We start from the raw sequence: 13,457 nt of genomic DNA on the forward strand, positions 1-13,457 counted from the left end.
ACGGCACGCACGTAACCATGATCGGTTCTGAAAATACGGCAACCGACAGTGAATCTACTTTGGTCATGGGCGACAAGCAAAAAGTGACTAAGGTCAAACACGGTGTATTGCTAGGTTCGCAAGATGCGGAAAAAGAAACGACCGTAGCCGATATCGTTGCTATCGGTCATAATGCGCATGTGGAAAAAGAAGGCGGCATAGCGTTGGGCAGTTATTCCATAGCTTCGATAGATAAAGGCATAATCGGGTATGATCCGCTTACCGGAAAAGCAAGTACGGAAACTTCCGCAATTTGGAAAGCAACAAAGGCGGCACTTTCTGTCGGAAGTACTGTAGATAAAAATAATTTAATAACTCGCCAGATTACGGGAGTTGCCGCCGGTACGGAAGACACCGATGCGGTCAACGTAGCGCAGCTCAAAGCTTTGGAAAAGAAATTGTCTAAAGGTGGTTCAAATGTAGAAGTTGTCGGCGATCAAAATACGGGTATAGTTGTAGAAAAGGATCCGAAAGAAAATACATCAACACCGTCAACGGGCGGAACGACACCGTCAACGGGTGGAACAACACCGTCAACGGGTGGAACAACACCGTCAACCGGCGGAACGACACCGTCAACGGGTGGAATAACACCATCAACGGGCGGAACGACACCGTCAACGGGTGGAACAACACCGTCAACCGGCGGAACGACACCGTCAACGGGTGGAACGACAACTACTCCGGCAGCTGAAAGCAAGACCGTTTATAAAGTAAAACTCGACAAGAAAGTTGACGTGGGAAATATTTCCATAAACGGTACTGAAAATAAAGAAACCATTACAATCGGTAAAGGCGACAACAATGTTATTGTAAATAATACTGGACTTACAATTGCAAAAGGTCCTTCTGTTACAAATACCGGTATCAATGCCGGAAATAAAAAGATTACGAACGTTGCAGATGCTACCGAAGACAGCGATGCAGTTAACTACAAGCAGTTGAAGCAAGCAACTCAAGGAATGAATGAAATGTTCGGAGAAATCAATCGTGTAGGTGCACACTCTGCAGCACTTGCGGCACTTCAAACGCTCGACTTCGATCCCTACAACAGAAGTCAAATTATGGCAGGAGTTTCAACTTACAAAGGGCAACAGGCGATTGCACTTGGAGTTGCACACTACTCAAATGAAAACACACTTGTGCATGCCGGTTTATCCTATGCAGGAGAAAGCGATCTCATGGCAAATGTAGGTATTTCCTATAAATTCGGTTCAGAAGAAGATAAAAAATATCTTCACGAAAGAAATAAAAAATTGTCGCAATATAAAGATGGTCCGATAAGTTCAGTATACATATTGCAAGACGAAGTAAAACAATTGCTTGAAGAAAATAACGGAATGAGAAAAGAAATAGAAGAACTGAAAGCCGTAATAAAAGAAATACAAAACAAAGCATAGAATCAACCGAATAAAGATAAGACAGAAAAAGAATTCTTGGATAGCTTGAAAGGTAAGGATGGTAAAGGTACGGGGGTATCTGTCGATATACAAGGAGATCCTACAGGTATTCAGGTTACATCTAAGACTAACAACGATAAGACAACATATACGGTGAAACTAGACAAGAAAATCAATGCTGGTAAGATTAGCATTGATGGATCTGACACAAATGGTACTATTACAGGACTTTCCAATACGACATGGGATGTGAAACTAGTACAACAGGATCGTGCTGCGACAGAAGGTCAGTTACAACAAGTATCACAATCTATGCAAAATAGCCTAGCGAATATGGGACAACGTATGAATCGTGCAGGTGCTAGTAATGCGGCACTCGCTGCCTTACATCCATTAGATTTTGATGCGCAGGATAAATGGAATTTTGCGGCCGGCTTTGGCAACTATATGGGGGCCAATGCATTAGCACTTGGTGCTTTCTATCGTCCAAATGAAACAACACAATTCTCGATAGGTGGATCGTTTGGTAACGGAGAAAATATGATTAACGCTGGTGTATCATTGAAAGTGGGTAAAGGGTCTTTACCAATTTCCTCAAAGGTGGAAATGGCACGTCAATTAACGGCGCAAGCACAGGAAATTGAAAGATTGCAACAAAAAGATAAAGAACGTGATATGGAAATGGCGGCTATGAAAGAACGAGAAGCACAATTATGGAAGGAATTGCAAAATTTAAAACATAATCATTAAGCCATACCTATTGATAGAAAAGAAGATATGAACCTAGTCGTTCATATCTTCTTTTTGTGTAGTATATGTGTTATATCATACCATTCATATAGTTCTTTATGATATAATATAAAGTAAACATTAATACTAGTATACAGAATGATATTGTTGGTACGTGAGAAAAATTAGATATATAGTCAGGTGTACTACATAGATTATACTTATTTATGGTAGTTTGTAGAGGTGATATAATGGCTAAAAAAGTGACTCCTATGATGACGCAATACAATGAAATTAAATCTAAGTATTCGGAGGAGTTATTATTTTTTCGTTTAGGCGATTTTTATGAATTATTTTTTGAAGATGCATATATTGCATCACGCGAGCTAAATATTACGTTAACTGGGCGTGGTACGGGAGAGGATACAAAAACACCTATGTGTGGTGTACCCTATCATGCAGCAGAATCATATATTGATACATTGGTGAAAAAAGGCTATAAGGTTGCTATTTGTGAGCAAATGGAAGATCCTAAATTAGTGAAAGGGATTGTTAAACGTGACGTTATCCGTGTTATTACACCAGGCACGGTGATGTCTGAAAGTGGAACTGAGTCCAGTAGTAATAATTTTCTAAGTCTTTTTTATAAAACCTTAACTAGTTGGATTATTTTGTTTTGTGATATCACAACGGGAGAACTTATTTGGGAACGTATGACATTAGAAACGCATCATACTGAGATGTATGATGCGTTATCTATGTATAGACCAAGCGAAATTGTGTTAGCTGATTCTGTAGAATTACCATCGAACGTTTTTAATTTTATACAAAATAATTTTCGTCATGTTACATTATCTCCCTATAAAACGGATAAAAATCATAATGAATTAATTCAAGAGGCTTGCTCACAGTTTACTGATATAGGATTAATGGAAGAAGATGTATTGCAAGCCTTAGGATATTTGTTAGTGTATCTACAAGATGTGATTAAAACAGAAACATCACATATTAACTATGTTCATCGGTTAAGTGTGGGAGATCGATTAATTTTAGATACCGCTTCCTTGCGCCATTTAGAAATTACTCATAATTTACGAGATGGGGGACGTAAAGGAACTTTGTTATCCGTACTGGATAGAACATTGACACCTATGGGGGCTAGATTATTAAAACAATGGTTAGAGACTCCTTTAGTAGATATTTCACATATTAGCCGACGTCAAGCTGCTATTACAGAATTAATTAGTCGCCATGAGGAACGGGAGCAAATTCGTCAGTATTTAACATCTATATTTGATTTCGAACGAATTGCAAGTCGTATTGAAACAGGCAGCGTATCGCCTAGAGATTTTACGTCTCTTAGAGAATCACTTAGCACGTTGCCAACGATTAAACACATCATAAGTAATTGCCAAAGCTTATCGTTACAGATGATTAATGAGCAATTGCATGAACACGATGATATCTTTCAGCTGTTATCTAAGGCCATTGCCGAAGAACCGGCGTTAACGTTAAAAGAGGGTCGTGTAATTAGAGATGGATATAATGTTGAACTGGATGAATTACGATCATTGGCGAATGACAGTCAATCCTGGCTCCTACAACTGGAAGATGAGATTCGGAAAAAAACAGGAATTAAACTTAAAACGGGATATAACAAGGTATTTGGGTATTACTTTGAAGTAACTCATGCACATACATCGAATGTGCCTGATTACTTTATTCGCAAACAAACCTTAACGAATGGAGAACGGTATATTACACCGGAACTTAAAGAGTTTGAAATCAAGGTATTAAGTGCAAAAGAAAAAATGATTGCCTTAGAGCATGAGCTATATCAAGAGTTACGCGTACAGGTGAAAGAGGCCATTAAATCCATTCAAGAAACAGCACGAGCTTTAGCACAACTTGATGTGCTGATTAGTTTGGCTTTGGTAGCTTATGAAGAAAAGTATATTTGCCCATCCTTATCAATGAACGGTCAAATTACGATTCGTGATGGTAGGCATCCCGTCATTGAAAAGTTTTTAAAACAAGAATTGTTTGTCCCTAATGATGTGACATTGAATCATGAAGAAGAAGAGTTTATTTTGATTACTGGTCCTAATATGGCCGGTAAGTCTACGTATATGAGACAAGTTGCTATTTTGATGATTATGGCACAAATGGGATCTTTTATACCAGCACAGGAAGCGTGTATTAGTCCGGTAGACAGAATATTTACGCGTGTTGGTGCTAGTGATGACATTTCTACAGGGCAAAGTACGTTCATGGTGGAAATGAAAGAAGTGGCATATATTTTAGAAAATGCAACGGCGAATAGTTTGATCATTCTTGATGAAATCGGTCGAGGGACGAGTACCTTTGATGGATTGAGTATTGCACAAGCCGTGGTGGAATATATTTCTAAACAAATTCATGGGAAAACATTATTTGCTACACATTATCACGAATTAATTCCCTTAGAAGACCAATATCCTAAATTGAAAAATTATACGGTAGCGGTCAAAGAAAAAGGAAAAGACATCGTCTTTTTACGGCGCATTGTTCGGGGCGGTGCGGATCGTAGTTATGGTATTCATGTAGCTAAATTGGCAGGATTACCATCTTCGGTATTAAAACGGGCAGAAGTTATTTTATCCTCCTTAGAAATAGAATCATCTGAAATAGATCTAATGAACCGCGTTATGGTCTCTGATACAGAAGTGCAGAGTGCCCATAAATCTACGAATACGCATCAAGTGATGAATGACAATTTATTCACCCATTCGGTGGTGGATGATTTATTATCCTTAGATGTAATGAGCATGACACCTATTGAAGCGATTAGTACACTATATCAATTGCAAGAAGCGGCTAAAAAAGGTGGTGGTAAATAATGGCAATGGTTCATATTCTTGATGAAATAACAATTAACAAAATTGCAGCTGGCGAAGTAGTAGAACGACCAGCATCGGTGATTAAAGAATTGGTGGAAAATTCTATTGATGCGGGAGCTAACTCTATTGAGGTTGAGATTTCTGATGGCGGTAGTACATATATGCGAGTCACTGACGATGGGATAGGCATGACGGAAGAAGATGCTAGATTGGCTGTATTGCGTCACGCTACCAGTAAAATACAAGGGGTAGAGGATTTATTTGATATTGCATCGTTAGGCTTTCGTGGTGAAGCATTAGCTAGTATTGCGTCGGTATCAAATTTTGTATTAACGACTAGAAAACAAGACTCTGAATGGGGAACACGCGTTATTATCGATGGAGGTACGTGTATAGATTGTTTGCCTTATGGTACTACACCTGGTACGACGATTGAAGTAAAAAATTTATTTTATAATACGCCAGTACGACGAAAATTTTTAAAAACAGATCGTACAGAAAGTATTAAAATTTCTGATATTGTTGGCAAACTTGCGTTAAGTAATCCACAAATTTCTTTCAAGCTAATCATTAATGATAGAGTTAGCATTATCACACCAGGTAATGGCAATTTATTGGAAACTGTCACTGCCTTATATGGCTATAAGGTGAGGGAAGACGTATTTCCTATTTCTTATGAAGCGGACTCAATTGTAATAGACGGTGTTGTTAGTAAACCATCATTGATTAAAAGTACGCGAACATGGCAGACGATTATTGTGAATAATCGTGTAATTGGCGATAAAACAATTTATAAAGCTATCGATAATGCCTATCATGCGCTATTGCCTAAAAATGGATTTCCCCTAGTGGTGCTTGCCATTACAGTGCCAGCAGATTGCATTGATATTAATGTGCATCCTCGTAAAAGTGAAGTAAAGTTTGCAGATGATAAAGTAATATATCGCGCTGTATATCATGCGATTTTACAAGCTATAGAAAATCCATTAGGCACTATGGACACTAGGTCAGAAGTAATTGATAATCAATGCTCACAGGAAGATGCTATTGCTACGAATGTAGAATTTGATAAAGTATTTGGACATACTAGAAATGGTGGCTATACAATTCTTAGAGATGATACGAATCGATTTGTGCATGATTTGCGAACAAATGGCTTTGTAGCACATCCTCGTTCTTCCTATGAACAAGAATCTTTTATGGGTGACGCTACTTTTTCTAATGTGCCATCAGAATTTACTAGTTATACAGAGGAAGATAAAGAAAAATTTCGTCAATTGCATAGAGAAAGTGCATTTCAGTATCCTTCTAGTGCAGGAGATACATTACAGACTGTTGAAGAAACTACATCAACTATGGCATGTTCTACAGGGGCTAAGGAATGTATAGAACAAAATTGTGAAGGAACTGATAGTATCACGCCTCCTGATAAGGAAGTCTTTAATGGGGATACACCTATTCATAACGCTCCTACGAGAGTGATTCAAAATAGTGGACTATTACCTATGGGGCAAGTGGCCTCTTGTTATATATTAGCGAAAAAGGGCGATGACTTATATATTATTGATCAGCATGCAGCACATGAACGGGTGCGGTATGATACATTGTGTAAATCAGCACAAGCAATTCCTATGCAACAGTTATTGGTACCCATTTATGTAAAAGCCAGTGATGATGATATGCTTATAGTAGAAGAATATCAAACGGAACTAGTTGATGTGGGATTTGCTGTTGAATTGGGAGGACCAACGCAAATTAAAATTACAGGTATGCCGGTAGATATTGTAGAGGCACAGGGTGAAGATATTTTGCAACATGTGTTTTCATGCTTGCATGAGAAACAGATTCCCACAAAAGCACAATTACGTCATAAGATGTTAGCCTATGCATCGTGTCGCGGTGCTATTAAGGCGGGCCATAATTTGAATTTATATCAAATGTCTGTACTGATTGAAGATTTATTTCATACAGATAAACCATTTGTATGTCCCCATGGAAGACCGACAATTATTAAGTTTACACCTAGTGAATTGGGACGCTTATTTTTACGGTCCTAGAGTAAATTACATAGAAATGTTGATATTTTTAGGGTACCGACCGATGTATGAGTCAATGGCGTTCTACTCGTAGTATATGGAGAAAAATATGAATATAGTAACTACATCACAAAAGTCTAGCGCCATTATTCATGCCCAGGCACAAGAGGCTGCAGAGCGATTGCAATTAACCTATGTTAGTCGTAAAAAACTTTCATTACGACAATTACAAGATAGGTATGGTAGTGAATATATTGTCGTGTATAATTCACAGGGACCATCATTGTATATAGGCGAAGGAAAAGAACATCATTTTCATCTTTCTATGGCACAATTGCGAATTTTACATTTGCAACGGACGGGACATGATTATTTGGTAGAAGCTATTGGATTGCCTAGATTATCCTCTTTTTTAGATTGTACGTTAGGATTAGGTAGCGATAGCATTGTTGTTTCCTATGCGTATATGACTGGACAGAATGATATAGGTGCAGTACCACAAAAAACATACATGGTAGGAATAGAGGCTTTTTTACCATTGCATCATATTACACAGTACGGATTGGCACATTTTTGTCATGATGATCCTCATGTTACACAGGCATTACGACAAATTAATACCTATGGCTGTCATTACCAAGAGTATTTAGCAACTTGTGAGACGAATGCTTTTGACGTAGTGTATTTAGATCCTATGTTTGAAGTTCCTATTGTAGAAAGTCCTCAATTCTTAAGTTTGCGAGACCATCTTGTTAAATCCGCTTGTACAGATCTAATTATACGGGAGGCTATGCGCGTGGCTAAGCGAAAAGTAATTATAAAAGAGCGCCCATTTAGTAGAATCTTTCAGATGATAGAACCAGATTATTTTGTTGGTGGTAAGTATAGCAAGATTGTATATGCTGTCTATGAGGTATGAGTATATTTGAGAAAGTAGCACATTGTAATTAAAAATTATCGATAGTTAGTTTTTATACATATAGGATTATTCTTTTTGATTTTCTTAGGAACCTAGGTGTATTTTAGTGAAGGATGTATTTGGTGGAACGATTATTAACGATTTTAGGGCCTACAGCGGTAGGAAAAACAGATTTAACATTGCGACTGGCACAAGAAATGAAAGCCCCTGTTATTTCAGGAGACGCCTATCAAGTATATAAAGGTTTATCCATTGGCACAGCAAAGCCATCGACAGAAGAATTAGCGCATGTGCCACATTATTTAATTGATATTTTAGAGCCTAATGATGTGTATAGTGTAGCGGACTTTCAAAGAAAAGCGCGCGACGTGATAAAAAAATGTAATACACAAGGAGTTATGCCCATTTTATCAGGTGGAACAGGATTGTATGTACAATCACTATTAGAAGGATATCAATTTTCAGACGTGCCACCGAATCAGACATTGCGAGAAGAGTTGAACCAATTATATGAAGTACAGGGCATTGAGGGGTTACGGAGAAAGGCTCGTGAATTAGCAGCACATGGTTCTATTACTATTGAATTACAAGATAAACATAGATTGTATAGAGCTATTGAACTCATGAGTGCAGGCCAGTATAATGTAGTATCACATCATAGTAAAGATGGGTTGATGTATGAAGGCACTGTATTAGGTTTAATGCGTGATCGAGAGTCTTTGTATAAGAGAATTAATAAACGAGTTGACACTATGGTGCAACAAGGTTTGTTTGATGAAGTAGAATGGTTGTTAACGCATGGTGCATCACCAGATAGTCAAGCTTTCAAAGGAATTGGCTATAAAGAGATTGTTTTATATATGACGCATCAAATTTCAAAAGAAGAAGCCATTGATTTAGTCAAAAAAAATACGCGACATTTTGCTAAACGACAGATAACATGGTACAAACGGATGCCGTATATACAATGGATTTACATCGATGATACTATGAGCGAATTAGATGTTTATAAAATGGCTAAAGATTTGCTATAATAAACTGTTAATATATTTAAAATAATGAATACACTGTTGTATCCATATAGAATCAAGGAGTTATTGTTTATGGTGTTAGAAGAGTTGCGTGAGAAGGCATTTTCTTTAGCTAAGGATCAGTTTGAAAAATTTGAGCCCATCGCATTAGCGAATACTAAAAAGGTATTACATGCATTTAAAGAGTGTCAAGTGTCCGACTATCATTTTAATGGTAGTTCTGGATATGGTTATAATGATGTGGGCAGAGAAAAATTAGATGAAGTATTTGCTCATGTATTTAAAGGAGAAAAAGCGTTAGTGCGCCCTCATTTTGTGTCTGGTACACATGCATTGGCTACAACATTGATTGCTTTATTGGGAAATGGTGCACAGGGCAAAGAGTTTGTGTATGCAGTAGGAGCACCCTATGATACTATGCAGTCTGTTATTGGTAGCACTTGTGAGGTACGCGGATCTTTAGTAAGTAAAGGATTTATTTATAAAGAAGTACCATTATTAGCACAGTCTTATGATATAGAAGGTATAAAAAAAGCAATTACAAACGATACAAGAGTTGTCGTTATTCAGCGTTCTCGTGGGTATAGTACACGCAAGCCTTTATCAGTAAAGGATATCGGTACGATATGTAACGCCGTTAAGTCAGTGAATCCAGATACAATTTGCTTTGTAGATAATTGTTATGGGGAGTTTACAGAGTTACAAGAACCTTTAGAGGTTGGGGCGGATATTATGGCAGGTTCACTTATTAAGAATGCTGGCGGTGGTATCGCACCAACAGGTGGTTATGTAGTAGGTAAAAAAGAATTAGTAGAAGATGTAGCCTATCAATTGACAGCACCCGGATTAGGAGATCACATGGGATCGTATGCTGCTGGATATCGCTTGTTTTTTCAAGGCCTATTTTTAGCACCGCATGTGGTATTGCAAGCACTGAAAGGGGCAGTATATACAGCGGCAGTAGCACATGTATTGGGATACGAAGTATTCCCTTCGATTGAAGAACCACGATATGATTTAATTCAAGCTATTAATTTACATAATGCAGAAGAAATGGAATTATTTTGTGCAGGGATGCAAGCCTACTCTCCTGTAGATGCACATGTGAGACCAGTGCCAGGTGATATGCCAGGATATACAGATCAAATTATTATGGCTGGTGGCACATTTGTACAGGGATCTTCTATCGAATTAAGTGCAGATGGGCCAATACGACCACCGTATACCATTTTTATGCAAGGCGGATTGGTATTTGAACATTCGATGTTGGGCATTTTGGGAGCAGCTGAAGCGATTTTAAAAAGTCGGCAATCTTGATGTAGACGTATCATGTATTCCTGTATTGTTTATGAATATAGGAATACATGATAGTAGATAAAATGTATGAATCATAGGTGTAGCAATGGTAGCATACATCGATTCTTACATGTAAATGATTTATAATAGAAATATATAGGTATATAGTTTAATTATACACATTCAGACTTTCACTCTGTATTGATGTATGTTGTTAATTATCACAGTTGATAATTGACCAGAAGGAGAAAGCATGGAACAAGTTTTTGCAGTGGCAATGAGTGGGGGTGTAGATAGCTCCTTAACAGCTAAAATGCTATTAGAACAAGGGCATAAGGTGTTTGGAATCACACTTCGTTTATGGGTAGAAAATACACCAGAAGATGATGTGCCTTTGGCAGTTACGGATGCTAAAAAAATGTGTGATTTTTTAGGCATCAAGCATTATGTTGTTGATGCACGTCATGTGTTTTATGAAAATGTAGTTGACTATTTTGTGAAAGAATATGCAAGGGGAAGAACGCCTAATCCATGCGTGTTTTGCAATAAAAATATAAAGTTTGATTTACTCTTACATCGTGCGTTAGAGCTAGGAGCTACTCATATGGTGACAGGCCATTATGCACAAGTGAAATATAATCAGACGACAGGCTTATATGAATTACATAAGGGTGCGGATCCTACAAAAGATCAAAGTTATGTTATGTATACTATGAATCAACATATTCTAAGTCATATTGTATTTCCCTTAGGGGCTCAATGTAAAACCGAAACGCGGAAAGAGGCAAATCGTTATCAGCTTCCTGTAGCCAATAAACCAGACAGTGAGGATATTTGTTTTTTACCAAATCATAATTACCAAGGATTAGTACAACGTGAATTGAAACAGCCTGTTAAAAAAGGCAAAATCGTTCATGAAAATGGCGAGGTATTAGGCACTCATACGGGCTTGTTTAATTATACAATTGGACAGAGAAAAGGATTGGGTATTGCTTATAGTACGCCATTATATGTAACTAAGCTTGATGCGGAGAAAAATGAAGTTGTTGTAGGCCCGAATGAAAGTTTATTTACGAAGCGTATGATTTGTAAATTTTATAATTTCTTAGATGGTGTTACGCCGAAGGTATTGCATGCAGAAGGTAAAATTCGCTATGCAGCGAATCCAGCTTCCTGTACGGCACATATACTAGAGGATGGTACTATGGAAGTTGTATTTGATGAGCCACAACGAGCGATTACACCAGGCCAATCCGTGGTGTTTTATAAGGGAACCCAAGTTCTTGGCGGTGGAGTTATAGATAAGGTTTGTTAGTAGAGAGGTAATTATGACCACAAATCATATTAGAAATTTTTGTATTATTGCCCATATTGATCATGGTAAATCAACATTAGCCGATCGGTTAATTGAAAAAACTGGGACGTTGACAAAACGTGAAATGGAAGCACAAGTATTAGACTCCATGGAGCTAGAGCGAGAACGAGGTATTACAATTAAAGCACAAGCAGTTCGCATTTTGCATACGGCTAAGGATGGCAATGAATATACCTTGAATCTAATTGATACACCGGGTCATGTGGATTTTAGTTATGAAGTATCACGGTCTTTGGCAGCTTGTGAAGGTTGTTTGCTGGTGGTTGATGCGGCACAAGGCGTAGAAGCTCAAACATTGGCGAATGTGTATTTAGCATTAGAACATGATTTGGAAATTATACCGGTCATCAATAAAATTGATTTGCCAAATGCCGACCCTGAACGAGTTAAAAAGGAAATAGAAGATATTATTGGCCTTGATGGAGACGAAGCAATTTGCTGTAGTGCGAAATCTGGCATGGGCATTGAAGATATTTTAGAGGCTATTGTAGAACGTATTCCAGCACCAGTGGATAAAACGGATAAACCTTTAAAAGCATTAGTTTTTGATTCTCGATTTGATTCCTACAAAGGTGCGATTGCTTATGTGCGCGTGCAAGAGGGTTCTTTGCGCGTGAAGGATACGATTCGCATGATGCATAACAATCATGATTTCGAAGTGACGGAGCTAGGCATATTTACACCCAACTTATTACCTGTTCAAGCATTGACATGTGGGTCTGTAGGATGTATTGCAGCAAGTATTAAAAATGTTCGTGACTGTCGTGTAGGTGATACGATCACATTGGCATCTAATCCAGCGGATGAGCCACTACCAGGGTATCGTAAAGCAGTACCAATGGTATACTGTGGGTTATATCCGACAGATAGCAAGGACTATGAAAATCTCCGAGATGCATTGGAAAAGTTAAATTTGAATGATGCTGCTTTAGAATATGAACCAGAAACATCATTGGCATTAGGGTTTGGATTTCGATGTGGTTTCTTAGGGTTGTTGCATATGGATGTTATCCAGGAACGATTAGAACGTGAATATAACTTATCTTTGATTACAACAGCACCAAGTGTAAATTATCGAGTGTTTAAAACCAATGGAGATATGTTAGAAGTTGATAATCCAGCTAAGCTACCACCTACTACGGAAATTGAATATATACAGGAGCCATATGTAAAAGCGACAACCATTGTTCCAAAAGAATACGTGGGCACGATTATGGAACTGTCTCAAGAAAAACGTGGTGAGTATCAAAGTATGGAATATTTAGATGAATCTCGCGTATCAATCGTGTATCATCTGCCATTAGGTGAAATTATTTATGATTATTTTGATAAATTAAAATCTGCCACGAAAGGATATGCATCTCTTGACTATGAGTTGATTGGGTATCAAACATCGCCTATGGTTAAGATGGATATTTTGTTAAATGGAGAACCAGTCGATGCACTAAGTATTATTGTGCATAAAGAAAGAGCGGCCATGCGTGGTCGTGCATTGGCAGAAAAATTAAAGGAACTAATTCCACGACAAAACTTTGAAATCCCTATACAAGCGGCTGTGGGCACTAAAATTGTAGCTCGTGAAACAGTGAAGGCTTGGCGTAAAGATGTGCTCGCAAAATGCTATGGCGGCGATATTAGTCGTAAGCGTAAATTATTAGAAAAACAAAAAGAAGGTAAGAAGCGAATGAAAGCGGTAGGAAGTGTAGAAATTCCTCAAGAAGCATTTATGGCAATTCTTAAAGTGGAAGATTAG

General features: G+C 37.9%; 9 protein-coding genes. All 9 read left to right on the forward strand.

What is annotated here, in order from left to right; translation table 11 throughout:
* Positions 1–1,439, forward strand: a 1,439-nt coding sequence (locus tag P6940_RS00005; protein WP_277292810.1) for a YadA-like family protein, incomplete at its 5' end; no start/stop codon positions are given.
* A 36-nt stretch (positions 1,440–1,475) separates the two neighbouring features.
* Positions 1,476–2,189, forward strand: coding sequence for a YadA C-terminal domain-containing protein (locus tag P6940_RS00010; RefSeq protein ID WP_244869377.1), 714 nt, complete (start codon positions 1,476–1,478; stop codon positions 2,187–2,189).
* Positions 2,190–2,419: 230 nt separating this feature from the next.
* Positions 2,420–5,047, forward strand: coding sequence for a DNA mismatch repair protein MutS (mutS, locus tag P6940_RS00015; RefSeq protein WP_277292811.1), 2,628 nt, complete (start codon positions 2,420–2,422; stop codon positions 5,045–5,047).
* Positions 5,047–7,104 (forward strand): DNA mismatch repair endonuclease MutL, encoded by a 2,058-nt coding sequence (gene mutL / locus P6940_RS00020; RefSeq protein ID WP_277292812.1) that lies wholly within the window; start codon positions 5,047–5,049, stop codon positions 7,102–7,104. Before mutS ends, mutL begins: the two co-directional genes overlap by 1 nt.
* Positions 7,105–7,192: 88 nt before the next feature.
* Positions 7,193–8,002 carry a protein-L-IsoD(D-D) O-methyltransferase gene (locus P6940_RS00025; RefSeq protein WP_277292813.1) on the forward strand — a complete coding sequence of 270 codons (810 nt, stop codon included), beginning with the start codon at positions 7,193–7,195 and terminating at the stop codon, positions 8,000–8,002.
* Positions 8,003–8,124: 122 nt separating this feature from the next.
* Positions 8,125–9,036 (forward strand): tRNA (adenosine(37)-N6)-dimethylallyltransferase MiaA, encoded by a 912-nt coding sequence (gene miaA / locus P6940_RS00030; RefSeq protein ID WP_277292814.1) that lies wholly within the window; start codon positions 8,125–8,127, stop codon positions 9,034–9,036.
* Between the two features lie 69 nt (positions 9,037–9,105).
* Positions 9,106–10,350 carry an aminotransferase class I/II-fold pyridoxal phosphate-dependent enzyme gene (locus tag P6940_RS00035; RefSeq protein WP_038151578.1) on the forward strand — a complete coding sequence of 415 codons (1,245 nt, stop codon included), beginning with the start codon at positions 9,106–9,108 and terminating at the stop codon, positions 10,348–10,350.
* A gap of 232 nt (positions 10,351–10,582) precedes the next feature.
* Positions 10,583–11,644 (forward strand): tRNA 2-thiouridine(34) synthase MnmA, encoded by a 1,062-nt coding sequence (mnmA, locus tag P6940_RS00040; RefSeq protein ID WP_038151576.1) that lies wholly within the window; start codon positions 10,583–10,585, stop codon positions 11,642–11,644.
* 13 nt (positions 11,645–11,657) lie between these two features.
* The gene (gene lepA, locus P6940_RS00045) at positions 11,658–13,457 is read left to right on the forward strand and encodes a translation elongation factor 4 (protein ID WP_028257660.1); all 1,800 of its coding nucleotides are present in this window, start codon (positions 11,658–11,660) and stop codon (positions 13,455–13,457) included.

Source organism: Veillonella montpellierensis, from assembly GCF_947090115.1.
Classification (GTDB): Bacteria; Bacillota; Negativicutes; order Veillonellales; family Veillonellaceae; genus Veillonella; species Veillonella montpellierensis.

Bases quoted from the DNA above. Each gene is read 5' to 3' on its own strand.
- P6940_RS00035 (WP_038151578.1), top strand. From the start codon at position 9,106: ATGGTGTTAGAAGAGTTGCGTGAGAAGGCATTTTCTTTAGCTAAGGAT.
- P6940_RS00025 (WP_277292813.1), top strand. From the start codon at position 7,193: ATGAATATAGTAACTACATCACAAAAGTCTAGCGCCATTATTCATGCC.
- lepA (WP_028257660.1), top strand. From the start codon at position 11,658: ATGACCACAAATCATATTAGAAATTTTTGTATTATTGCCCATATTGAT.
- mutS (WP_277292811.1), top strand. From the start codon at position 2,420: ATGGCTAAAAAAGTGACTCCTATGATGACGCAATACAATGAAATTAAA.
- mutL (WP_277292812.1), top strand. From the start codon at position 5,047: ATGGCAATGGTTCATATTCTTGATGAAATAACAATTAACAAAATTGCA.
- mnmA (WP_038151576.1), top strand. From the start codon at position 10,583: ATGGAACAAGTTTTTGCAGTGGCAATGAGTGGGGGTGTAGATAGCTCC.